This is a genomic window from Legionella gratiana (assembly GCF_001467695.1).
Taxonomy (GTDB): Bacteria; Pseudomonadota; Gammaproteobacteria; order Legionellales; family Legionellaceae; genus Legionella; species Legionella gratiana.
In genome coordinates, this window is record NZ_LNYE01000029.1 from 111924 (window position 1) to 137365 (window position 25442).

Below are 25442 nucleotides of genomic sequence, written 5' to 3' on the forward strand. Positions count from 1 at the left end.
AGACCTATTAAATTTTTGTTATGGAGACTTAGTTCATTTATGTTCTTTAAACGGGGAGAGTAAAATGAGTTTAAAAGCTAAGGGTGTTACTTTTACTGTAGTTGTCTTGTTGGCTCTTGCAGGGTTATTTTCGGGAATTTTTGTAGGACAACATATTCATTTTAAAAAAAAAATTGATGCAAGCAAATTCCATGGTACTTATCTTGAACGCCCAAGACCAGTCAATAAATTCAGCCTAACGGGAATTGATAACAATGCTTTTGATAATCAAAGTTTAGAAGGTAAATGGACTTTATTATTTTTTGGTTTTACTAATTGCGGCTATGTTTGCCCAACAACTATGGCTGAGTTAGCTAAAATGTATCGTATCCTTGATGAAAAAGGTGTAAAAAATTTACCACGAGTAGTGATGATATCTATTGATCCGGAGCGTGATAATCAACAGAAATTAGGCAATTATGTGACTTCTTTTCATCCTAATTTTTATGGTGCACGAGGAGATGAGGAGTCGATTAAATTGATGACTCGAGAAATGGGCATTGCCTATACGAAGGTGATTGAAGCAAACAATGACTCTAAAAATTATGACATGCAGCATAGTGGCGCATTGATGTTATTTAATCCCCAAGGAGAGCTCAATGCATTTTTTACTACGCCACATCATGCGGATCTTTTAGCAAGAGATTATCTATTATTGGTTTCTTGATTAGGCAACTTTTTTATTAAATCTCAATGTGATTTTAGTTTTTTTAGGCTAGGCTTAATTTATATGAATCGTTTATAAACAAGTTTATTTTGCTCATCAAGAATTTTTAAAAATAACAAGAATAAAAAATAGTTAAGGAATGCGTGTTTCATGAAAATTGCAATATTGGCTACGAACCCACATTTATATTCTCATAAGCGTCTGAAAGCCGAGGGTGAAGCTGTTGGCCATGAGATAAAATTTATAAATCCGTTATATTGTTATATGAATGTCGCTGCTTCCTGCCCAAAAGTTCATTACAGAGGAGGAACACCATTACCTCATTTTGATGCGGTAATTCCAAGAATCGGTGCGTCAAATACTTATTATGGTACTGCTGTTTTACGCCATATGGAAACTATGGGTATGTATACTTTAAATGAGTCAATAGCCATTTCTCGTTCTCGAGATAAACTTCGTTCACTCCAATTATTGGCTCGTAAAGGAATTCCTATGCCATTGACCAGTTTCGCGCAATCTCCTGATGATACTGAAGATTTGGTTCGAATGGTGGGTGGTGCACCTTTAGTGATCAAATTATTGGAAGGAACTCAAGGGAAAGGGGTGATTTTAGCAGATAGCCATCAATCTGCAGTGAGTATTATCAATGCTTTTAAAGAAATGCGCGCCAATATTTTAGTGCAAGAATTTATTGAGGAATCACGTGGAGTTGACATTCGTTGTTTTGTTGTCGGTGAGAAGATTGTTGCTGCTATGAAACGACAAGCAAAAGATGGCGAATTTCGTGCTAATGTGCATCAAGGAGGTACGGCGATTAAAGTAAAATTATCCCCAGAAGAGAGAACAATTGCTATTAGAGCTGCAAAAACTATGGGATTAAAGGTTGCAGGTGTTGATTTAATTCGTTCTAATCATGGTCCTTTAGTTTTAGAAATTAATTCATCACCAGGCCTTGAAGGTGTAGAAAAGGCAACAGGGATTAATATTGCTGGGAAAATTATTGAATATATTGAGAAGCATGCAAGGCCAATCAGTGCAAGCGATCGATTTCATGGTTAAGTAATCTACAGACGTACTATCTAATCTGAGCTGGTTTAAAACTAGCTCAATCACTATTTATTTCTATTTAACAATAAAATTCTGATCCTAATTTGTATTATTAAATTATTTGATATCCAATATGAATAAAATCAATTTGATTTGCGATTCCTGGGTGTGTAAATTTTATACATTGGCTCTTAAAGTCCAATGAATCATTCTAACAATAAGCAAGTTTATTGCTGATACGTAGGGGTTTATCGAATATGAAAGACGATCCAGTAATAAAAGATGAGGAAAATAATTATTTAAAAGAGTTATACAGAGCAATCAAAAACACTCAAGAAAGAATAAAATTGGAAAGAGATGATCAGCAGCTAGAATCAGTCCACACAATGATTGAGGCGGTTAATAGTACCCAAGATAAAGCAATACAAAAGAAGCTCATTAACACAGCTCATATTCAAGCTAAAAATTTTCAATTAGATTTAATCGAGTTGATGATTAACAATTTTAGCGAGCTACCAAAAAGGGAAGAAGTAGAACATCCAATTGTCCAAGGATTAAAGGATACGAAATCCGATGAAAAGTCGTTATTCAATAAATTTTTGGATAATGTCGAAGATTCAATAAATGCTTTTTCTCAAACTATGGATTATTTTTCTACACAATTCAATGAAGATGCTTTATTGATGAAACGCCTTGAAGAAGCAAAAAATTGGCTAGAAAAAAGTGAACCTAACCAAGAAATTGAATTGGCTGATTTTAATAATCTTATTAATACTTATACAATAATGCTTGCAAAGAAAAACGGAAACTTTTCAGACGTAAAAGGAAATGACTCCTTCATAGACAATGAGATACATCATTCCAAAGAACGCATAAAAACATTAACTGAACTTACCTCTGAATTAGCTCAATTATCGGAGCAATATGGTTTAGAAGTAAGTGCAATTAGAGCACTTCGTCAGGAATTCGAAGAAAAAGTCGCTTTAGTAAAGGATGAGCTCGACCTAAAAGTATTGAGCTCATATGATTCTCTATTACAGCAAGTAGATGAGGTTATCCGTGAAAGAGAGCGTGAATTTACTGCTCAAGTCTCTGATTCTAGTGAGCAAATCCTGAAACAAATTGAAATTACAAAAAATGCACAAGTGACCTTGAGGCAAATAAATGAAAAATTAATTGATTTTTTAGTCAATACACTGGAGCCTGCTATCAAACCAGTAGAAAAGAATAGAGTTGATTATGCAAAATGTTCCCTGAACTCTTTAAACGTACAACTTGATAAGTTTAAGAATCTTAAGAAATGTTATGAGGATCTAAAGCAGGATCCAAGACTGCAGAATGATCCACGACTGTTAAACTATTTGCAGCATTATGAGGGAGACATAACAACAGCGTGGACAATTTCTGACTCTATAATGAAGGAATTATCAACAAACAAATTATCCAAGAAACAGATAGAAACAAAGAAAGATGAGGCGGAACAAAAACTTTCTACAATTACACAGTCATTAGATTACCAAATAAAGAGAATTAATAAATTTTTGAAGAGTAAAGAGCAATTAGAAACAGAATTAAATGAGTTAGAAAAAGAACTAAAAAAATCTCCTCTGGCCGAAATATATGGTAATGATTTTAATGATCTTAATCAGATTAGGAAAGACTTACAAAAAGAAAACGATATTTATTCTGAGATATCAAAGAACATTTCTGCAGGCATTGCAAATCTTAAAACTAAATTAGCGAGTCAAAGACAAGAATATACTGAAAGGCTTACCTCAAACGAAGTTATCCAACTTAACAAATTGATCGATGCAATTGCGTCCCTTGAAATGGAAATGCCTAATAACACTCCTGATGGGGTAAAAAATTTAAAATCGGGTTTAGAGGGAATTAGGTCGGAGTATTTGGCATCTAAAATTACTGGAGAACAATTCAAAATCGCCTCTGCTCAAGCAATAGTGACCAATGTTACTGAAAAAGAAGTAAGACAGTTGACTAACAATCATGAGAATGCAACCCGCTTCGGAAATTTCTTTCGCGCCTTAGCGGAATTCATCGTTGCAATTGGCTATTCCATCACACGGCAAGAAAAACCTCTTTATAGACCGCAGTTTTTTGCTTCACATCAAGAGAAAGAAATTGCTGGTAAACTGTATGAAACCTATAAGCTTTTAAAAATTAAAGATGATGCTGAAAATCAGCTACCGAGTCAATCTCAAAGAATCAGCATTTAAGCATCACTCAGTTTTTTGAGCTGAATCCCCGTAATAAGTGCTACTTATTTTACGGGGGTGTTTCGAGATCCTGGTATACAAATACTATGTGAATTTAGGGTATCTATGGAGATGAGTTAGCGCTATGAAGCATAGAGCTTTTTCCCTTATTTTCGTCATATTAATGAGAGGACTCATCACTTTTGCCTACTAACCAATCAGCACTTACCTCAAATTCTTGGGCTAGGGTATTAAGTAAGTCTTCATCAGGATTTGTTGCTCCATTAAGTAAAGCTTCTGCTTTAAATTTAGGAATTTTCACTAATTTTGACAATACTTCAATTCGCTCTGAACTTGATTCTGGTACACCAATATTATCTAACTCTTTATTCAGTCTTTCTGAAAATCTTTTATTAAGCATCAGATTCTCCTAATAATAATTTAAGGTTTAGGTAAATCAGAGTGTTTACATCTCTGCATCATTTACGCTAACCACGAGATAGCAAGCGGAAGTAAGTAATTACCTTAATATTTCTATAGCATAAAAATCAATTTTTGCAATACGGTCTATTGACGATTTGAACCAATATTAAACTCTGGCAAGGTTGGATGCGGTGCATAAAGCGCAGCACGTAAACGTAGGCAGTGGGAATCAATGGTCAACAGACTCTAATATTCAGTTTCTTAAAAATTTACACTACATGGGATTTCGTTCCAAACTTTACTGTAGTGGAGAATTGCTTCGTCGATACGGTGCTCGAATCCTAATGTACTGGTGTGTACATTCCGGTTCTTGCTCCGTCTCTCCTCACACTTCTCACTACAGCGAGTTTGGAACGAAGTCTAGTGAGAAGCTTTTTCAGAGATAATCAGGATTTAGGTTGATCTGTACTATCTTTCAATTTAGTATTTAACCCTCAAAATATGCTCGGGGTAGGATAAAACATGATCGAAGAAGTCGTTGCAAAATATCCTTGTAATTTAATTCTGTTTGGCGCCTTAGGAGACTTGTCTTGTCGCAAATTAATTCCCGCATTATTTCAGCTTGAATGTGCAAATTTACTCCATGCACATACCCGCATCATTAGCTGCGCTCGCGAAGCATTAACGCTTACTAAGTATCTTGAGATCGCGAAGACAAAGACTCAAACTTTTATAGGTAAAGAACTTGATGAAAAGCTTTGGTCCCGGTTTGTTGAAAAAATGGTTTATTGCCAACTTGATTTAACACATTTTGAAGATTATGTACGATTAAAAGATCTTGTTACTCCTGATGAGCGAATCACAATTTCCTATTTGGCGATTCCTCCCTCTTTGTATGCACAAGCATGCCAAGGGCTTTCAAGTATAGGCTTAACAAAACAACCGTCTCGCATTGTTTTGGAAAAACCAATTGGCCATGATTTACCTTCATCCATCGCAATTAATAACGAAGTTGCTCATTTTTTTGCTGAAAATCAAATTTATCGAATTGATCATTATTTGGGTAAAGAAACAGTATTAAATCTTTTGGTACTTCGCTTTGCTAATGCTATTTTTTCATCAAATTGGGATAACCAGTCGATTGATAAAGTAGAGATTACTGTTGCAGAGGAAGTAGGAGTGGAAGGGCGCTGGGCCTACTATGATAAATCAGGCCAAGTAAGAGATATGTTGCAAAATCATTTATTACAAATACTTTCTCTTTTGGCAATGGAACCTCCAATGAGTTTGTCAGCGGAATGTATTCGTAGTGAAAAACTCAAAGTATTAAAATCATTACGTTCCATCAGTGATCTTCAAGTACATGATCACACAATACGTGCCCAATATGTGGGAAATGTGATTAATGGCCAGAACATATCGGGTTATCTGGATGAAGAAGGAGCACAGCGAGGCTCCACTACAGAAACATTTGTTGCAATTAAAGCGTATATTGATAATTGGCGTTGGTCTGGTGTCCCTTTTTATTTACTGACGGGTAAAAGATTATCCAAAAAGCAAAGTGAAGTAGTTATTTATTTTAAGCCGCAACCTTATAATATTTTTAAACAATTAAAACAAAATTTATCGCCTAATCAGCTTATTATTCGTTTGCAACCTGATGAAGGAGTCGAGTTGCGCATGATGAATAAAATTCCAGGTTTGAGTGACTGCATGCAATTACGTGACAGTAAATTGAATTTAAATTTTAATCATTTGTCTAACTCTCAAAGAATTGCGGATGCTTATGAGCGATTATTGCTTGAAGTTATGTTGGGCAATCAATACTTATTTGTTAGTCGCGAAGAAGTAGAGCAGGCTTGGAAATGGATTGACAACATTAAACTGGCTTGGGAAAAACAAGATACCCCACTTTATACTTATCCTTCAGGAACTTGGGGTCCTTTGGAAGTAATTCGTTTATACAATGGTAAAGCACATGTATGGGGTGAGCAAAATGCAGTTACATAGTTTTAGCGAAGCGCATTTATTAACTGAGGATTTGGCGGAACAATTAAAACAGATTCTTTGCAATGCTATTGCCCAGCGTGGCCATGCCTATATGGTGGTTTCAGGAGGAAAAACACCTATTGATTTATTCAAAACTCTGGCAAAGATGGATCTTCCCTGGAGTAAGGTTACTTTAACTTTAGCTGATGAACGTTGTGTCCCTCTGAATAACTCGGATCGAAATGAACGTTTAGTTCGTCATTATTTGCTGCAACATGAAGCGGCGGCTGCCTGTTTTTTAAGTTTATATAATGAAGGGTGCTCTGTAGAAGAAACAGCAAATATTATTGCATCTTTACCTACTTTTGATGCAGTAGTTTTAGGTATGGGTGAAGATGGTCATACCGCATCATTGTTTCCTTGCGCTAATGAGCTTGCTTTGGGGTTAGATGATAATGCTGCAGCAGTAGTGCAAATTACTCCTAAAAAAGCGCCTCATCATCGAGTGAGTTTATCGAAAAGAAGATTATTAAATAGTCGTATGATTTTTTTCCATTTAGTTGGCCATAAAAAACTAGCAGTATTACATCAAGCAATGGCGCAGCATGATCCAACGGTTATGCCTGTTAGCGCTTTTTTAAATAATCTTGATGCACATGTTCAGGTGATGTATGCACCTTAAGGAAAGAGAATGCATCCTGTTGTAGCTGAAGTTACAGAACGTATTCGCAAACGAAGTATGCGAAGCAGAGCCTCCTATTTAAGCCATACGGAGCGAGCACGAAGCAAAGGACCTCAACGTAGTTTACTTCATTGTGGAAATTTAGCCCATGGGTTTGCGGCCTGCCCAAAGCAGGATAAGACTAACCTAAGTGGCATGACAAAAGCGAATATAGCCATTGTTTCCGCATATAACGATATGCTTTCTGCTCATCAGCCATATCATACTTATCCTTCTTTAATTAAAGAAGCTGTTTCTGCTGCGGGTGGTATAGCCCAATTTGCAGCAGGTGTCCCAGCAATGTGCGATGGAATTACTCAAGGTCAACCAGGAATGGAGTTGAGTTTATTAAGCCGCGACGTTATCGCTCTGTCTGCATCAGTTGGTTTATCGCATAATATGTTTGATGGCGGCTTAATGTTAGGAATCTGCGATAAAATTGTTCCTGGTTTATTGATGGCTGCTTTAAGTTTTGGACATTTGCCCTTTATTTTTGTTCCAGCCGGTCCTATGCCTTCAGGAATATCAAATCAGAAAAAAGCACATATTCGTCAGTTGTATGCTGAAGGAAAGGTTGATAAAAGTGCTTTACTGGAAGTTGAGGCTGCTTCGTATCATTCTGCTGGTACTTGTACTTTTTATGGCACAGCCAATTCCAACCAATTAATTATAGAGGTTATGGGATTGCAACTTCCGGGTTCATCATTTATTCATCCAGGTACATTGTTACGTGATGCATTGACCAAGTTTGCAGCACAACAGGTATTGTCTTTAACAGATTTAGGCAAACATTATATGCCCATAGGCCATATGATGGATGTAAAAAACATTGTTAATGGCATTGTAGCCTTGTTGGCCTCTGGTGGCTCCACGAATCACACCATGCATCTCATAGCCATTGCTTCAATGGCGGGTTATTTAGTAAATTGGGATGACTTCGCTCAGTTATCTGCTGTGACCCCTTTGATTGTCAAAATTTATCCTAATGGTTATGCTGATATCAATCATTTTCAACAAGCTGGTGGTATGGCTTATTTTATTCATACTCTTTTAGAAGCCCAGTTATTGCATGAGGATGTTCATACAGTTATGGGTTATGGCTTGCACCAATATACCAAACAGCCTTTGTTGGATAATGAGCAATTAGTATGGGTGGCTGGTTCTCCTATTTCCAATAATGAGCAAGTACTCACTTCAACCAAAACTCCCTTTAAGGCCCAAGGCGGCTTACAAGTATTAAGTGGAAATATAGGGCGTGCGATTATTAAAACTTCGGGGCTTACTGTTGAGAGAACTAGGATTAAAGCGCCCGCAATAGTGTGTTCGAGTCAGGAGGAGTTCAATCAACTTTTCGAAAAAGGAGTATTAGAACAGGATTGTATTGTTGTGGTACGTTATCAAGGTCCAAAAGCATGTGGTATGCCCGAACTCCATCAGTTAACACCTAAACTTGGGGTGCTTATGGATAAAGGATATCAAGTTGCATTGGTGACTGATGGGCGTATGTCGGGTGCTTCCGGTAAAGTTCCTGCAGCAATTCATGTTACTCCTGAGGCACTAGACAATGAAGTTCTTTCACGCATTGAAACTGGAGATATCATTTTGATTGATTCAGAACAAGGTATATTGCAATTACTGGTTAATGAAAGTGAGTTGCAGGAAAGAACCAGAACTGTATTTGATGAGCATGGGCTTTATCAGGGTAGTGGTCGCGAACTATTTGCTAGTTTAAGGTCTCAATTTTCAGGAGCTGAGCAGGGAGCTTGTAGTTTATTTCAGGGAAAAGAGTCTTGTTATGAGTTTTAATTATTCTACTAAGTCATATGCCATTGTTGCGGATATAGGTGGGACTTTTGCGCGCTTTGCTTGTGTCCGTTTAGAAAACTTAGCAATAGATAAAGTCGAAATTTATACATGTGCTGCATTCAGCAGCTTGGAAGCAGTATTGTTAACTTATCAAGAGCAATATAAGTTACAAGAAATAAAGCAAGTAGTCATTGCTATTGCTTGTCCAGTATTTGACGATATGATTTGTATGACCAATACTCATTGGCGTTTCTCTATTAGTGCATTAAAACAAAAACTTAATCTAACCGAGCTCAAGGTTTTAAATGATTTTAATGCTATAGCAATGAGCTTACCTGCTTTATCTGCGCAACAAGTTTTTCAAATAGGAAGAGGTACTGCGAACAAAGACAGTGTTAGGGCAGTATTAGGCGCAGGAACAGGATTAGGGGTAGCCTATTTGATATCCAATGAATTGGGTTACTCTGCTTATGCTGGAGAAGGAGGGCATGTAAGTTGGGGAGCAAAAACGGATCAAGAATGGTTTATTTATTGTTATCTGAAGAAACAGTATGCTCATATATCTTATGAACGTTTATTATCTGGTCATGGCTTGGAAAATTTATACCAAGCATTAGCTGCTTTAAATCAAAAAGACAATGCTCCTATGCCTGCTGCTCAAATCATTGCTATGGCATTAGCAAAGCAATGTGCTATTGCAGAAGCTGCCGTAGCACAATTTTTTGCGATTTTGGGTTCTTATGCAGGAGATTTAGCATTAACATTTGCAGCTTTTGGTGGCATTTATATAGCGGGCGGTATCGTACCACGGTTAATTTCATTGCTTCATCATAGTGACTTTAGAGTTCGTTTTGAAGAAAAGGGTCGTTTTAGCGAATTTAATATACAAATTCCAACCTTTATTATTACTGCCGAACAGCCAGGGATTCTAGGGGCCGCGGTTTACTTAAAACAATCGTTGGCTAGGAGTAGGGAAGCTGAAAGTGGAATGATATAAACCTAAGTTTCGCTTCATTTTGGCTACAGTAGGCTACAAGGAGAAGTTCATGACATTTCCTAATTGGATAGTGCAACCGGAAGCAGTATTTTGTACATCACCTGTAATGCCGGTTGTTATCATTAAAGAATTAGAACATGCAGTGCCTTTGGCAACTGCATTATTTGCAGGCGGCATCCATGTACTTGAAATAGCATTAAGAACATCAGTAGCTTTAGATGCGGTTGAACTACTTACAAAAACGTTTCCAGAAGCATTAATCGGTGTAGGAACCGTAACTATCCCCGAACAATTAAAACAGGCTACTGAGGTAGGAGCTAAGTTTGCGCTAAGCCCAGGAAAAACTCAAACTTTATTAGAGGCTGGACGTTATTCTCATATTCCTTTAATTCCAGGTGTCTCTAGTGTTTCAGAGTTAATGGAAGGATTAACTTTAGGATATACGCATTTTAAGTTTTTCCCCGCAGCTCCAGCTGGAGGAATCAATATGCTTAAGGCAATTCATGGACCTTTCCCACAAGCAAGATTTTGTCCAACAGGGGGTATTAACGAAACAAATTTTGCTGATTATTTGATGCTTCCTAATGTTTCTTGTGTAGGAGGTTCTTGGATTGTCCCGGAGGAAGCAATTAAAAAGGAAAATTGGTCACTTATTACTGATTTATGTTTTTCTGTACGTCAGAGTATAAGGGGATGGGATTAGATGACATAGAGCGTCATCCACTAAGTTTTAGATAAGACGCAAGTGAATGAGGTTAAGGAGTGTACATAAAGTACATTAGCGAACCAAGTGGGCTTGCAACACTGTATAAAACTTAGGGGGTGGCAGTATAGAATTAAAGGAGTTCAAGATGACATGGGTTGTTGCAATTATTGGTTCAATAGCAGGTTTTTTATTTGGATATGATGAAGGAATTATTGCCGGCTCTTTGGAGCTGGTCAAAAATCATTTTGACTTGACGGCAATGAATATTGGCATAATGGCTTCTGCACTGCCTTTTGGTGCCTTATTGGGGGCGATGTTGATTGGGGCAATTACTGCCTCAAAGGCAATAAAGCGTTTTGGTCGTCGCACGTTACTGTCTTTTGCGGGCATTTTGTTCTTTTTTGGTGCAATGGGAGCAGGGTTTGCTGATTCCATTGCGGTACTTATTCTTTCTCGACTGATTCTTGGTTTGGCGATTGGTGTCGCCTCAGTCATGACGCCCTTGTATCTTGCAGAAACAGCAACTTATGAAACAAGAGGTGCTGTTGTTGCTATTTATCAGTTAGCGATGACTGTGGGTATTGTATGTGCTTATGCGGTGAATTATTTGTTTCTTGAAAATCATGATTGGCGTGCTATGTTTGCTTCGAGCGCAATCCCTGCTTTGGTTTTGAGTTTAGGCATTTTATTTATGCCAGAATCACCAAGATGGTTGTGTAGTGTAGGCCGACGTGATGCAGCATCCAAAGCGTTAAGGAGGTTACGCAAAAGTCACTCTATTGAGCATGAATTACTTGATATTGAAGCGACTTTAGCGAATGAACCCAGACGGGGAAGTTGGTTGTTATTATTTAAAAATCCTTTGTTACCAGTATTGTTGTTAGGTACGATTTTATTTTGTTTACAGCAGCTAAGTGGTATTAATGTCATTATTTATTTTGCCCCTGAAATTTTTAAAAACTTAGGTTTAAATAGCACTACAGGACAAATATTAGCGACAATCGGTATTGGTATGGTTAACTTACTGGTTACGATTATTGCAATGCTTAGCGTGGATAAAATAGGTCGTCGCAAGTTGCTGTTATTTGGTTTTTCAGGAATGTTCGTTAGTCTGTTGGCTTTGGGCGTATTTTCATTAAATCAAGTTGTATGGCTTCCCTATTTGTCTGTTGCTTGTTTAATTCTCTATATTTTTTCCTTTGCAGTGAGTGTAGGACCAATACCGCATATCGCTATGGCAGAAATTTTTCCTTTGCATGTGCGGGGTGCTGGAATGGGTTTGTCAGCTATGAGCAACTGGACTTTTAACACAGTAGTTATTTTTAGTTTTCCACTTTTAGAAAAGATGATGGGCATTGAGTATACTTTTGCTTTATATGCAGTGATTTGTCTTTTAGGATTAATCTATTCTTATTTTTACATGCCGGAAACAAAAAATATCAGCTTGGAACAAATTGAAAATTATATAGTATCAGGGAAACCACTACGCTTACTGGGACGTGAAAAAGTGCATACTGTTGAAACGATTAGCAAAACAAAATCTACTTATATTCCTTCGACCTAGGATGGTTGGGGATAATCATCCCCAACGAAACACAGTGGTTTATCAAAATTTTAACTGCTGGTTATGCGACAAGTTTTTTAACTTCACCCGAAATATCAAGAAACCGCTTAAAGAAACCTTTATCGACATACTCAGAAACATTATCTTCTTGCGATATTTTTTTTACTAAACTCTCGGTTTCAGAAAAGATGTCCAATAAAGAATCAACCTCCAATTCATGATGAGATGATTCTGAATGTTCTCGTTTTAGTTCTTTATACTTTTTAATTTTCATCAGCACGAAGGACAGTTCTCCTCGGTTACTCGGAATAGATTTTGATGAAAGAAGAGTTTGATTGATTTCATCAACTATGGAATCAAGTTTTTTTAATAGCACTTGAAGCGGTTCATTATTTTGGTTCATAATTGAATCCTTAATCTGTTTATTTATTTTGGTTAGTCATTGTATAGGTAACACCAGCGACCAGAGCAATGGTGGCAATACCCATAACGAACTTACCTAGTGTGGAGTTAAGACTGCTAAGTAACGATCTATTTCGTTCTGGCTCTCTGACTTCTTCTCTAATAGGCTCTCTAACTTCTTCTCTAACCTCTTCAACCTCTTCAACCTCTTCTCGTCTTTCGTTTTGTCTCTGTAGTAATGCTCCTTGCATGGCTGTCTTTAATAGCGAATCTCCTTGTGTAATATCTATACGCAGATCATCGTCACCTGATTCCGGTAGCGCGGGCCTCTCTGGCCGATTTTGTTGTAGCTCCTCAAGTTCATTTTGCTGTTCGACAATTCTATTTTGAAATTTAAGTACATCTCTTTGCAAGGACTCTATACCTGCACGATTATTTCTGTGAGGGAATTCATCAAGGTGGTCCAGCATATATTGGGTCTCTTGGAGTGCTCTTCTGCTCGAGTTTATTTCGCCTCGCTTTGCCTCAATGACTGAGTTAATGACATTTTCAGGTCGAATATAATTAGTTAGGATATCTACTTGGCCTTTCGTGTAACCAGTTATTGGTACTCTAACAATATTATGAGCATCAACGTCCTCTGCTTCACATCCCGGTTGAAAATCTTCACCATCAACACCAACTCTATCCACCACCACAACTGAATCTCGATTGATAAAGGTATCGATGGTAATACCATGAGTTCGATCTTCTATCCAATAATGGCTTGGAACAATATCGTCATCATTCATAAAGGCGCCACATAAATACATTTCGCCAACTTCGTATTCTGTAGGATCTCTAAGCTCACTGATTCGTCTCATGGCCTCTTGCCTTTGCTCTTGTAGGTTATTTCCTAGATCATTCCTATCCATGCGAATAATTTCCTGAGTTAATTCAGAGAACTCTTCGTGGAGATTTGTAGCTCTAGATTCATCGCCACTTAAAGCCCACGTAGAACAGGCTTGTTCTTCTATAGGATATGGCATAATTTCACTCCTTATAGTTAGATGTTATATAGATGTTACTATTATCCTTGAACAGCAGTTAAACCTAAATTTGGCAGTTGAATCTACCGAGTGCCCACTGCACTGATTTTTATGTCTGTTTTTCTGATTTTCATCATCTCACCGTATGGTTGATATGCTTTCGATAAAAAATGAGAAAAAAGCCATGAAAATCAGCACATTAGCCCCTATTGATGCGACTCAGCTACCAAATTTAGGTTAAAAAATTTAATAAAATCAGGCTGACTCGTTGTCATAGCTTGCGCAATAGGACTCAACTGCTCTTTCTCGAATTATAGCAACAATTAGATTTATTGCTTCACGTAACACTGTTAAGAGATTGATGGTTGTAGGGCTATGGAGATGATGAAGCATCCTTGCTCAAAATTAGTCTAGCCTACCTTTTCGATGGAAAAATCATTCCATAGATAGAGGGGAATGTGATGTAGTTTCTTTCAGTATCTTACTCTTTTACCTATAGTTCTCGATTGTTGGTTAAAGTCGGACATGAACCAACTCGCTAGACTATGCGTGCCGCACGATTTGGTAAAATCGCAGTCTATCGTGATTTCTCGTTTCGGCTTTCCATGATTCGCATATTCATGCCATTAAATAGTATTATTGGGTGTATTTTCATGGCGTTCACTATTTTTTTCTCTGTGCTCTTTATCTCCTGAGAAGAAGCTGGATTTAGACTTTAATAAAGAGGGGTATAGCGCTGCTACTTGCCCGGCTGTATAGCCACTAACTTTTACTCTAAATATCTCATCACCCTCAAAAGGACTTGATTCACATCCAGTTTGAAACGGCTCTCCATCAACACCAACTGCATTAACTTTCACTATAGAACGGTGGATCATCGTATCATAAGTACAATTGTTAGTACGATCTTCTATCCACATGTGTTCAGGTGACACTTGACCTTCTCTAAATCCACCGCACAGATAGAGATCGTCAACTTTTAAATAGGTATCATCACGAAGCGTAGCGATACGTTGCATGGTTTCCTGTCTAACACGGAAAAGTTGTTGCGCATTTAGCCCCTCACCAAAGTTGTATCTATAGCCGATTCGATTGGTGAGATCTTCGAAAAGCTTATTGATATCTCTTTTTCCAGTCACATCGCCACTTAAAGCGAAGGTATGGCAACATTGATCTTTTAAACTTATAGGATTTGGCATAAATAGTCATCACTTTGTTGTTAAATTGGTCTTTCATTATATCACGTTTCCCAATTATTGGAAGCCAGATTGAATGATTGATTTCATGAGCTGGGGGGCGTGGTAAAACCAATTAAACCGATGGTTGCCCTTGGCTTTACCACTCTTTATAGTACCTTTTAGATACAATGTATCTCTGTGGAAGTTTTTACCTCTGACTTACATCTCCCCTTATATAGTGTATTTATTTTTTTCTTCTTGCTTGTCAATAAAGTTGTTAACTTTGTTAAGCATAGTCTCCACAATTTTCGCCAAATTGGGTGTCTCAAGGTCTATCTTCGGTGCATTATCCTTTGCAGAGATTAAGGTCTGTACAGCCTCCAATGTAGCTTGATCCCCCCCATTTGGAAAGTTTGCTCGTTGTTCTAGTGTCAGCTCTTGCATCTTGGTCTCAAGATTTTTGGCCCAAGTAGTGACCTCCTTCGGGAGCTTATCAATTCCTTCAATGCGTTTTGTAAGTGCCAGCACATCAGCATAGGGACCAGCTGCTAGTTGATTTTTTTTAGTAGTCAGGTCCAGAGACAATTCCCCAAGCTTTCCGTCATTATTTGCATAAGAAGCGATCAGTACTTTCACCTGTTGGGCAAGAGTTTTTTGGGCCGGATCTTTATCACTAAACACAGAGTTCTCGATGGCTGTTACTCCATCGTTAACCCCCTTAGCGAGAACTGTTATATTCTCATTTGACATGCTCTTGTTGAACGCGTTTAAAGCAACTGTAGGGTTGGGTGCCGCTAAGATGTTTTCTATTTTCTTTTCCAGCACTTTTTTTATGTAATTCTTAACGTTTTCGTCATGCACCATTGCCAGTGTAGCTTCGATGCGCTTGTTAGCTGTTTCAGTTAATTGTTGTATCTTTATCTGTTCTAAAAAAAATTCGGGACCACGGCCTACTATTTCCCGGGCGACTCTTCTTTGCTCCTTTCCAACCGTTTCTAATTTTTCCCGCCCGCTGTCATAGAGTTGTTTGTCTTTCTCATCTAAATGGTTTACTACATCGTCTATTTCTTTCTGTGTTGTCTTTAGTTCTTGTTCGTTATACACTCGGGTTATCACTTCTTTTTCTTCATGTGTCAGAGCTGCCCTTGGAATTTTTGATAACGCAATTTGTACCTCGTTAACTGCCATTTGTGCCGCTAACACTTGCGGTGCATTCTTTATCCCTGGGGGGAAACCGATACTCTCAGCACCAGAAGCTATAGCAAGAAGTTGCCCCCAAGTGTACCCATCCACTTTAACCCGATTGATTTCGTTGCCTTCAAAATTACTTCCTTCACATCCAGGCATAAACGGCAATCCTTCATCACCAACCCCATCCACAACAGCAATCCCACCCCGGTTAATGAATGTATCATAAGTTATATTGTTTGTGTGGTCCTCAATCCACATATGTTCAGGAGTCACTTTTCCTTCTCTGAAACCTCCGCAAAGGTACATATCATCGACAGGTAATACGACTTCTTGTTCTTTACTTAGAGTTTGAATTTCTTGCATGTTTTGCAAGCGTTCCTGTAGGATTTCCTCTTCTGATGGTTCAGGATACGGTTGAATTTCATAATCTTCACCCTCTAATGCTTTTTGTTCTTTTTTTTCCTCCTCATTGAATTCATGATTAAATCTAGCCTGCAAACGCTCGATCTCTTTTTGAGTGCCTATATCAGAATATTTTGAATTCACTTCATTGGCTTTTTCCCATGAGATTGGACTGGCAATGGCAAATACGTGGCAAGATATACCTTTGTCATATACTGGAGAATTAGTCTCATCTCTCCCAGTTATTGCTCTACCAGGATGAGAGTATTCTTGAAACAGTGAGTTGTATACTGGTTTAGCGTTTGGTTGTTTCATACTTACCCCCTCAAATTATATTACCCATAGAATATTGTTAATTATAATACAAAAAGTAATAGTCACACGGACTTTGTGTTTAATTGTGGAGCAATGACAAAGAATTTCTCATTCACAGAATGATAGAGTGTACGATTGTGTTCTATAATTTTTTTATAAGGAACAAACTATTAGAGAACACAAATGAATCTTGATGATGGAAGTACCATGATCAAAAAATTGGAAATTGTAACACAAGAAATAATGGACAATATCTGCTTTGCAATGGAAGAAGAAATATTGCCTAAAATCGACGCTCATGCATTAAAGGATGGGGACTTAGATATAATTGATTCTAACTTATATAGGGGTAACAACTTCGAGGTGGTAAAACGAAGAATTTCCGCAGCGGTTTGGCCCATCTTATCTTTATTACTCAATAACTCCAATCCGCAACAAGGAAAAGACGCATTTTTTAGAGCGCTTAAAAAAGATCTAACACAAATCATTATCGAGATTAAAAATAATAAAATCAGTCCATCATCATTTGATGAAACAGTGTCCACATCATCCTCAACAACTGCCTCATTATTCTGATCTGGCAGGATCTAAACCTAGCAGTTGAGTCGGTAGCGAGGGAGTGACGGACTCAACTGATTTTTCTAGGTGCACTGCTCTCGCTGTAGCGAGTTTTCGAAGAAGTCTCATATATGGCGCTTAAAATTGTCGTGTCACATGAGGGATCTCAGGTTAAACAGACTTTAATTTATTTCTTAATTTATCTCTATAATCGATAGCGTGTAAAACCGCTACATAACTCCAGGTAAGTGATGAGGCTCCTTGCTGGGTTCCAGTATGTAAGTTAATTTGTTCACTTAATTTCATATCGGGTGCATATTTTTTTATGAGTTTTAAATAATTATCACCTGCTTGAATGTATTCCACTATCTGGGATTGATTTTCTTCAGTCATGGATAAATTATTGGCCAGTGTGTAATAATATTCGGCCATTGTTGCGGTTAAAATGAACCAGGGATTGCCTATACTGTTCGTTTGATATCCATCATAGGTATCTCCTGGATAGCGGCCAAATAAAATAGCGCCAGGATTATTCTTGTTAATAGGGAACATTAAATTGAATTGTTCATGTAAGGCTTGAACTGTATTCTGAACATAGAGGCTGTTAGGTGAGAAGGCCCCACTTTTTTGCGGATTAAATAAAATGCCAAGAATCACAGCAGAATCAAGTTCTAACGTTTTTTGAGGACCAGGATGAGGCAAAAGAGTGGCTTGAATGATTTGATGATCGTGATCTAAGTGGTGACGAAGACGAGTATCTATTTGTTGCGCTTGATATTCATAATAGACTGCTGCACCATTGTCATTAAGACGTCGAGCAAGACCAGCTCCTTCAAGCAACGCTTTTTCTTGTGCCATTGCAGTAAAAAAATGATCTCCATAGACCTCTTCCCAAAGATCATAATTGGGATCTGACCAATGATGAGCGATATATTCCAAATCCATTTTAATAGTGCCCATTGAATGGGGATCCATACTGTTATTATATAAACGAGTCTTAACGTATTCTATCTCATGATTATCTAATAGTTGTTGCGCAAAATGAATCAATACTGAGGCTCTTAAAGCAGGGCCATCATTTTGAGGTCTTCCCCAAGGCTCGTCAAAAGGATGACCATTAATATAAAATTTTGGCTCTCCTAATATATCATGTCCTGAATTGGGGTTATTTTGATGTTGCAGTATTTGGGTCCAATCTACATAGCGAAGTAAACGCTCTTTATACCCATATGCATGAGTTGATTCGTACCATGTTTCAATTAAATTCATAGCAATTGCAGAATCTCTTATCCAATCATAATAATAATTAGGATTTTGTTTTGAAGGAGAGGCTACGATTGCACCATTAGTTTGAATGTTAGAAAAAAAATATTGTTTTAATTTTTGTACTTCTTCTAGACTAAATACAGAGCTCATTGCTTGAGAAACAAAAAAAAATAACATTAAAAAACAGATCCTTTTCAACATAATCTCCTATATTAAAGATAAACTTTTTTCATAGTACATTAAATTAATAGAGGAAAGTAGGCAATTTTAAATTAGCTCATGGTTTAGGAAAGGGATCTATTATCCTAGAAAAAGCAGTGGAGTCCGTAACGAGCAAGTTCAGTACCCTTAGCTTGTGCAGTAGGACTCAACTGCTTTTTCTAGGATTATTGTTATTTTAATTTGGAAAATACTTTGATAGCCCATTGCGAAATCATAAAATAAACAGTAGGAAGAACAAATAGAGTAAATAATGTACCAATGCATAAACCGCCGATGAGTACGATACCTATCGCATGTCTTGCTTCTGCTCCTGCATCATGTGAAAGCACTAAGGGAATGGCTCCAAATACCATAGCGCCAGTGGTCATAAGAATAGGACGCAGTCTTAACGCACACGATTTTTTAATTGCATCCGCTAAGGAAAAACCTTCCTTTTGTAATTGATTCGCGAATTCTACGATCAAAATGCCATGTTTACTGATTAAACCTACTAAAGTGACTAAACCAACTTGAGTATAAATATTTAGGGATTGTCCTGAAAGGTATGCAAATAATAAAGCACCGAAACAGGCTAGAGGTACTGTGAACAGGATAATGAACGGATATATAAAGTTTTCAAATTGAGCAGCTAGAATGGCATAAATAAAAAGTAATGATAAAGTGAACAACACGATCATAGTCTGTGATGATTCATTATATGCTTTTGCGGCGCCTGCCCAACTTAATTTATATGGGCTGGGAAGATTCTCCTTTGCTAATTTTAAAAGTTGATCCATCCCTTTTTTGAAGGATTGCTTTTCAGGTAATTGGACATACAAGGTTGTGGAGCGCATTTGATTCACATGTTCTAATGCAGTAGGTTGGGCACGTCTTTTCATTTGAGCTACAGAGCCTAATGAAATACGTTTTCCCGAAGGAGTAGTCAGATACAGCTCATCTAAAGTCCAAGGCTTAGACATGCCTTGCAATGAGAGATTATAAGAGATGCCATCTTTCTGAAAAGATAAGGACTTATCACCACTGAAAAAAACTTCTATGGTTTTAGCAACTTGAGTGGGGGTTAAGCCTAATTGAGCCAAGGCATTTTTATCTATATTTATAGAATATCCCATGGAGTCGAGTCGTAAATCATAACGAATCGAGGTAAATTTTTTATTTTGATCCAGCACCTTTTTAAAATGCTCTGTGGCTTCAAATAATTGCCGAAAATTTTCAGTAGTAGAAATGACTAGCTCGAGTTCAGAATTATTGCGAGCATCATCGACTCCAGGTAAACCTGAATCCCAGCTCCAAACTGTGGCATCTATAGAAGGCAATTGTTCTACCTTGGGTTTTAATGTATGAACAATTTGATCTGCAGAGCGGTTTCTTTGTTGATGAGATTTTAAAGGCATAACAATACTACTGCCCCAATCACCCAAAAAGGTTAATGTATTTTGAGCTTCAGATAGTGTACCTATGGATTGTTGCACACGTTTAGCATTTGCTTCCATGGTATCTAAGTTATCTCCTGATATAGGTGGGGTATAGACTCCTATTAAACTTCGATCTTCCTTCGGAGCTGTTTCGCCAGGCATTATTTTATAAAGTAATAAGCTTGAGCCAAGTGAAAGCATTAGTACAAAGAAAATAGTTTTCTTTCGATAAATAATTAAATTGAGTAACTTGTAATAAAGTTGCGCTAAATGGGCAAGAGCACTATCGATTATTGGCCATAGCTGTTTTGTATTTTTATGGAGAAACGTTGCACACATTAAGGGGGATAGAGTCAATGCGACTATTCCTGAAATAAAAACACTTCCTGCTAAGGCAACTGCAAATTCAATAAACAATTGACCCAGCATGCCCTCAATAAAGCCAATAGGAGCATAAACACTAGTTAATGTGAGTGTCATTGCAATAATGGCAAAACCTATTTGCTTTGCTCCTTGTAATGCCGCATCCATTGGTGAGAAACCATCTTCGATATAACGCCAAATATTTTCAAGAACAATAATCGCATCATCAACAACCAATCCTACAGCTAATACCATGGCAAGAAGGGTCATTTGATTAATACTAAACCCCGCAATTTTCAGAAATAATAAAGAGCCGAACAGTGAAATTGGGATAGCAATCAACGGAATGATGGTAGCACGTACATTCCTTAGAAAAATGAAAATGATTGCTAAAACCAAAAAAATAGACTCCACAATTGTCGATTGAATGTTTTTAAGAGAAGCCTGGATAAATTCAGATTGATCAATAATGATATTGACTTTTAGATCGTCAGGTAAATTTTTTTGCAAAGTCTCCAATTCTTTGCGTACACTTTGCGAAACATCAATGGGATTTGCATCATTGGAGCGATTAATGGCGAGCACTAAGCCAGAATGACCATTAACTTTAACGCGAAATTGATTGTTGTCCGTTGCTAATTGAACTTGAGCGAGTGATTTAAGAAAAACAGGATGATGATTTTGTGTTTTAATGACTAGATTTTCATAATCTTCTGGAGTTTTCAACTCAAAATCAAGTGTGGTAGGAATTTTATTTTGATAATTTCCCGCAGGTAAAGACAGACGATTAGTGGCAATTGCATGAGCTATCTCATCGACATTAATGCCAAATGCATGCAATTTTTTCTGATCCAGTTTAATAGCATAAGTAAAGGGTTGTCCCCACACTTCCACCGATGAGACGCCTTTAAGACTGCGAAAAGAATTTTTTAAATTCAGGTTTGCATAATGAGTGAGTTCGCCAAAATTTAAAGAAGAAGATTCTAGAGCTATCCCTATGAATGGTAAGCCATCGGATTGTTTTTGGCGTTCAATTACTGGTGCTTTTACAGTTGTGGGAAGCTGGGCTTGGGCTAATCGTGCTGCTTCATGGGTAGCATTAAGTGCTTTTTCCATAGCAGTTCCTGGACGAAACCGTAGTGTAATATAAGAATTGCCTATATTAGAACGCGAGGTTATTGACTCCAGTCCCTCAACACCAGCAAGCTGCTCCTCTAATGGATTGGTTACCACAGACTCAACTAATTCAGGGCTAGCATTAGGATAGTTCGTGCTGATGGTAATTACTGGAAAGCTGATATTAGGATATTCTCTGAGGGGTAAGGAGTGAAAGCAAAGTATTCCTAGAAGAAGAATCATGCAATTAAGAATGATTGCAATAACCGGATGTTTTAGGAAATAACTTGTAAATTTCATAATAGAGTGTTTTAGCCTTTGTAAATTAAGACATCCATTCCGGGATATAATCGCTCTGGACTTTTACTTACTATTTGGTCTCCAGGTCGTAAACCTGAAATAATTTCTACGTTCTCTTTTTCTTGTAAGCCTGTTTTGACCGCAACAAGTTCTATTTTATTATTAATCACTTTATAAATATGTGTTTTACCTTTCTTTAAAAATAGAGCTTGTGTAGGAATAACTAATGTATCTATTTTTTTATTTACCACAAGCTGTCCAGTCACATTGGTTCCTACTAAACAATGAGTGCATTGTATTTCTACATCTGCAGGGCACATGTGCGTTTCATCATCGATCATTTTTTGTACGTGGCTTAAATGATAAAGTTGATTAAATATATAAATGGGTTGATTTTCTTCAATTGAATTATTATTAGTACAAGGGACATCTATTTCGACGATTAAAGAATTAGGGTCATAAATGGTTACTACTGGCGCACCTTCAGTCACTTGAGCTCCTTCTTTGATTTTAAACGCCCCAATCACGCCATTAAATGGAGCATAAAACCGCATATTTTTTAGCTCAATTTTAGTTTTAGCTTTTTCTCTTTGTGCATCAATCCAGATTCTTTTTTTCTCCTCTACTTCTCGTGCACTAACAAAGCCCGTTTTTTGTAAGCTTTTGAGACGTTGATATTGAATATTTTCTAATTGTTCTGTTTCCTTGGAAAGTTGATAACTTTTTTCAATATCTGGATTGGTAATTTTTGCAATTAAGTCACCTTTTCGAACAGTTTGACCTGAAGTCATGAGTGTATCAAGCATTCCAGATCCTTTAGCAATAAGAATAGTTGCATGTCTGGGACGAATAGTTCCTATAAGTTTTATTGTTTTTTCAATAGTAGTTGGAGTCACCGTGGTAACTTCAACTATTTTAGGGGAAGAGGAGTTAAGTTTTGGTCTAGGGTAATAAATGAGAAGGTAAACGCCTAAGAGGATAAGCACCGTGCCTAATAATCCAATAATTATAAATTTTGAAGAGAGAATGTTACGAATTAATCGTGGATTCACAAGGTGCTCCTATGTTGGAATTAGGTTGCATGTGCGTTATTTCAACAATAGCGTTTACCCACATTGGATCAGTATTCATGGATGGTGTAACAATTAACTCTTCACCGCCCAGTGCCATCCATTGTTGTTTCGCTCTGACTCCTATTTCTTCTAAAGTTTCCAAGCAATCAGCCACAAAAGATGGACAAACTATCATGAGTTTTTTAATACCTTTAGCAATTAGTTCAGCTAGAGTTTCATCAGTATAGGGTTTTATCCAAGGAGTTTTTCCTAACCTTGATTGGAATGCTGTACTGTAACGATTGGTCGATAATGCCAATTCTTTGGCCAATAATTGACTGCTCTGATAACAATGCGCTCTATAACATTCTTGAATGTTTTTCCTTGATGTAGGACATGGTTTGCTACAAATTGATTTACAGTTGTTTTTAGTGATTTGTCGTTCAGGAATCCCATGATAGCTAAAAAGAACATGAGTTTGCTCATTAAAATGTGCTTTAATGATTCTCGCTTGAGCTTTGATGTAGGCTGGATGTTGAAAAAAATCACGAATAATTGTAATTGAGGGAATTAGATCCCAGGAGCTGATAATTCGAAAGACTTCCGCAATTGCTGAACCACTAGCTGCTGAGGAGTACTGCGGGTACAAAGGCAAAATTGTAATGGATCCGCAGTCTTTTAATTGGTCTAATGCAACCTTGATAGAGGGCTCTCCGTAGCGCATTCCTAGTACAATTTTACAGTCTGCTCCAACCGCATTTTGTACTTGTGTCATTAAATTTTGACTATGGAATAATAAAGGCGAGCCTTGTTCCGTCCAAATTGATTGATAAGCACGGGCAGATCGTTTTGAGCGAAGTGGTAAGATAAAAGCGTAAACTAACACGTAACGAAGCAAAGGAGGTAGATCGATAACACGCTTATCAGTGAGAAACTCGCATAAATAGCTCCAGACAGATAGAATATCTGTGCTTTTAGGGGTCCCAAGGTTAATAAGTAACAAACCACGCTTCACAATATATCTAGCTTTCAAATAAATTAAGCAATCATACAGGAAGACAGATTTTAATGCATTAATTGTCTAATATTTAACTAAGTTGCGATTTATGGACGCAGCACCATAGGATACTGCGTTAACTTAATCAAGCTATTTCAGCATCAGCGGTTTCATTAAGCACAAGAACATTAGTCGCATGTAAACCTTTATCACCTTGCTCTACATCATAGTTGACCATTTGTCCTGGAGCTAATGTTTTATAACCTATACCATGAATTGATGAAAAATGGACAAAAATATCATCACCACCATTTTCTGGGATAATAAAGCCCCAGCCCTTAGCATTATTAAACCACTTCACTTCACCTCTAGCCATATTTCCTCCTTAACTAGAGCTCTATTTCATAGAGACTCTATGGTTTCTCAATCGCTTCAATTTTTAAATTAGAGCTTTTGCATCAGCTGTATCTTTGCTTGATTACTGCGAAATCTCTGTTTCAGTGTGCGTATTTATCGTGTAAATTCTCTTTATCCTTGAAACAGAGATATCGTGTTCTAAAGCAAAATCTACGGGCTAGGCAAGGGCTCTATTGTTAGTTGAGCAATGCATTCGTCCATAAATGACAATTGAACCTATTTTCTATAGGTTGTTTTAACATAACGAAAATACACAGACTACTCAATAGTATTTTTTATAAATATTTAATTGTCTTAATAATTCCTTAAGTTGTTTATGCTAATTTATAGTTATCAGTGTGATAAGAGGAGTTCAGATGAGTAAAAACAGCACTTCTACAATGTTAGGAAAACTTGCTGTTGGACAAAATGAGCCTCGTTCCGAGGAGGTTTTGGAACAGAAATCAGGAGAGCCAGGAGAAGGTTTTGCTGTACCTCAATTAAAACCATCTAAGAAACCTAAAATGGATGAAGTTCTTACTAATATTTTAGGAGCAACTTTTTCTAAAGGATATTCGCCGATGGATAAGAGCTGAATTCTTAATCATATTATTACGCAGTCATCCATTAAGCAGTCATCATCCGTAAGTAATTCTACCTATCAAAGCCCTTTCTAAAACATTGGAAAGGGCCATAATCTTGATATCAAGTTATCTACAAATAGTACTAAAATAAAGGTGCTAATCCTTTTTTTTGGGTATATACTTTTTCTAAAGGATAACAATTTTTTTGAGGCATTGAGTATGGCAGGGGGCTTTGCTGAGACAGCACATTGGAGAGATTCTGCACGAAGCGCACGTTTTTTTATAGTTGATGCGCGTGCGGCGTTCCCGCTCTTTTTATTTCTAATGCATATTAGAGTATGGACAGGTATATTTGTTTTGGTTTCCGCGGTGTTGTTTGGTATTATTGAACACTACGGCTTCACTGTACCTGTTTTTTTACGATGGATAAGAAGTTTCTTAGCAGGCTCTCTAAAATCTTCACAACCTTGGTGGCGATAATTAGT

22 protein-coding genes are annotated in these 25442 nt (G+C 37.3%); 12 read left to right on the forward strand and 10 right to left on the reverse strand.

Annotated features, from left to right (window positions below; translation table 11 throughout):
* Window positions 1-64: 64 nt before the first annotated feature.
* The 3 genes from Lgra_RS13480 to Lgra_RS13490 all read left to right on the forward strand — a co-directional run bounded on the left by Lgra_RS13480 (window position 65) and on the right by Lgra_RS13490 (window position 3987).
* Window positions 65-706 carry an SCO family protein gene (locus tag Lgra_RS13480; protein ID WP_058499790.1) on the forward strand — a complete coding sequence of 214 codons (642 nt, stop codon included), beginning with the start codon at window positions 65-67 and terminating at the stop codon, window positions 704-706.
* Window positions 707-856: 150 nt separating this feature from the next.
* The gene (gene rimK / locus Lgra_RS13485) at window positions 857-1765 is read left to right on the forward strand and encodes a 30S ribosomal protein S6--L-glutamate ligase (protein ID WP_058499791.1); all 909 of its coding nucleotides are present in this window, start codon (window positions 857-859) and stop codon (window positions 1763-1765) included.
* Between the two features lie 245 nt (window positions 1766-2010).
* Complete coding sequence (locus Lgra_RS13490) at window positions 2011-3987, forward strand: coiled-coil domain-containing protein (RefSeq protein ID WP_058499792.1); 1977 nt, start codon at window positions 2011-2013, stop codon at window positions 3985-3987.
* Between the two features lie 160 nt (window positions 3988-4147).
* On the opposite strand, the gene Lgra_RS13495 is transcribed toward Lgra_RS13490, so the two are convergent.
* Entirely contained in the window at window positions 4148-4387 is a 240-nt protein-coding gene (locus tag Lgra_RS13495; protein ID WP_058499793.1) for a hypothetical protein, read from the reverse strand.
* Window positions 4388-4911: 524 nt separating this feature from the next.
* Between Lgra_RS13495 and zwf the strand changes: the two genes are divergently transcribed.
* From zwf to Lgra_RS13525, 6 genes are all read left to right on the forward strand, one after another.
* Window positions 4912-6399, forward strand: coding sequence for a glucose-6-phosphate dehydrogenase (zwf, locus tag Lgra_RS13500; protein ID WP_058499794.1), 1488 nt, complete (start codon window positions 4912-4914; stop codon window positions 6397-6399).
* The gene (pgl, locus tag Lgra_RS13505) at window positions 6386-7060 is read left to right on the forward strand and encodes a 6-phosphogluconolactonase (protein ID WP_058499795.1); all 675 of its coding nucleotides are present in this window, start codon (window positions 6386-6388) and stop codon (window positions 7058-7060) included. Before zwf ends, pgl begins: the two co-directional genes overlap by 14 nt.
* 9 nt (window positions 7061-7069) lie before the next feature.
* Complete coding sequence (gene edd / locus Lgra_RS13510) at window positions 7070-8905, forward strand: phosphogluconate dehydratase (protein ID WP_058499796.1); 1836 nt, start codon at window positions 7070-7072, stop codon at window positions 8903-8905.
* Window positions 8895-9902, forward strand: coding sequence for a glucokinase (gene glk / locus Lgra_RS13515; RefSeq protein ID WP_058499797.1), 1008 nt, complete (start codon window positions 8895-8897; stop codon window positions 9900-9902). Before edd ends, glk begins: the two co-directional genes overlap by 11 nt.
* 49 nt (window positions 9903-9951) lie before the next feature.
* A complete protein-coding gene (locus tag Lgra_RS13520) occupies window positions 9952-10605 on the forward strand; it encodes a bifunctional 4-hydroxy-2-oxoglutarate aldolase/2-dehydro-3-deoxy-phosphogluconate aldolase (RefSeq protein WP_058499798.1) in 654 nt (217 codons plus the stop codon).
* A gap of 148 nt (window positions 10606-10753) precedes the next feature.
* On the forward strand, window positions 10754-12172 hold the full coding sequence (locus tag Lgra_RS13525; protein WP_058499799.1) for a sugar porter family MFS transporter: 1419 nt from the start codon (window positions 10754-10756) through the stop codon (window positions 12170-12172).
* 61 nt (window positions 12173-12233) lie between these two features.
* On the opposite strand, the gene Lgra_RS13530 is transcribed toward Lgra_RS13525, so the two are convergent.
* From Lgra_RS13530 to Lgra_RS13545, 4 genes are all read right to left on the reverse strand, one after another.
* Window positions 12234-12575, reverse strand: coding sequence for a hypothetical protein (locus tag Lgra_RS13530; protein ID WP_058499800.1), 342 nt, complete (start codon window positions 12573-12575; stop codon window positions 12234-12236).
* A gap of 19 nt (window positions 12576-12594) precedes the next feature.
* Window positions 12595-13602: a hypothetical protein gene (locus tag Lgra_RS13535; protein ID WP_058499801.1), complete on the reverse strand. Its 1008-nt coding sequence runs from the start codon at window positions 13600-13602 to the stop codon at window positions 12595-12597.
* Window positions 13603-14228: 626 nt separating this feature from the next.
* Complete coding sequence (locus tag Lgra_RS13540; RefSeq protein ID WP_058499802.1) at window positions 14229-14801, reverse strand: hypothetical protein; 573 nt, start codon at window positions 14799-14801, stop codon at window positions 14229-14231.
* Window positions 14802-15011: 210 nt separating this feature from the next.
* Entirely contained in the window at window positions 15012-16688 is a 1677-nt protein-coding gene (locus Lgra_RS13545) for a hypothetical protein (RefSeq protein ID WP_058499803.1), read from the reverse strand.
* A 207-nt stretch (window positions 16689-16895) separates the two neighbouring features.
* Here Lgra_RS13545 and Lgra_RS13550 point away from each other — a divergent pair, with 207 nt between their 5' ends.
* Entirely contained in the window at window positions 16896-17264 is a 369-nt protein-coding gene (locus tag Lgra_RS13550; RefSeq protein WP_131743509.1) for a hypothetical protein, read from the forward strand.
* 153 nt (window positions 17265-17417) lie between these two features.
* Here the strand turns inward: Lgra_RS13550 and Lgra_RS13555 are convergent, their stop codons facing one another.
* The 5 genes from Lgra_RS13555 to Lgra_RS13575 form a co-directional block, all read right to left on the reverse strand.
* On the reverse strand, window positions 17418-18713 hold the full coding sequence (locus tag Lgra_RS13555) for a glycoside hydrolase family 15 protein (protein ID WP_058499805.1): 1296 nt from the start codon (window positions 18711-18713) through the stop codon (window positions 17418-17420).
* 191 nt (window positions 18714-18904) lie between these two features.
* Window positions 18905-21928 (reverse strand): efflux RND transporter permease subunit, encoded by a 3024-nt coding sequence (locus tag Lgra_RS13560; RefSeq protein ID WP_058499806.1) that lies wholly within the window; start codon window positions 21926-21928, stop codon window positions 18905-18907.
* 11 nt (window positions 21929-21939) lie between these two features.
* The gene (locus Lgra_RS13565) at window positions 21940-22980 is read right to left on the reverse strand and encodes an efflux RND transporter periplasmic adaptor subunit (protein ID WP_058499807.1); all 1041 of its coding nucleotides are present in this window, start codon (window positions 22978-22980) and stop codon (window positions 21940-21942) included.
* Window positions 22958-23995, reverse strand: a complete 1038-nt coding sequence (gene hemH, locus Lgra_RS13570) for a ferrochelatase (RefSeq protein ID WP_058499808.1) — start codon at window positions 23993-23995, stop codon at window positions 22958-22960. Before hemH ends, Lgra_RS13565 begins: the two co-directional genes overlap by 23 nt.
* 127 nt (window positions 23996-24122) lie before the next feature.
* Window positions 24123-24353 (reverse strand): cold-shock protein, encoded by a 231-nt coding sequence (locus tag Lgra_RS13575; RefSeq protein ID WP_058499809.1) that lies wholly within the window; start codon window positions 24351-24353, stop codon window positions 24123-24125.
* A gap of 397 nt (window positions 24354-24750) precedes the next feature.
* On the opposite strand from Lgra_RS13575, the gene Lgra_RS13580 reads away from it, so the two are divergent.
* Window positions 24751-24969, forward strand: coding sequence for a hypothetical protein (locus tag Lgra_RS13580; RefSeq protein WP_058499810.1), 219 nt, complete (start codon window positions 24751-24753; stop codon window positions 24967-24969).
* 207 nt (window positions 24970-25176) lie between these two features.
* Window positions 25177-25437: an IcmT/TraK family protein gene (gene icmT, locus Lgra_RS13585; RefSeq protein WP_058465177.1), complete on the forward strand. Its 261-nt coding sequence runs from the start codon at window positions 25177-25179 to the stop codon at window positions 25435-25437.
* Window positions 25438-25442: the final 5 nt, after the last annotated feature.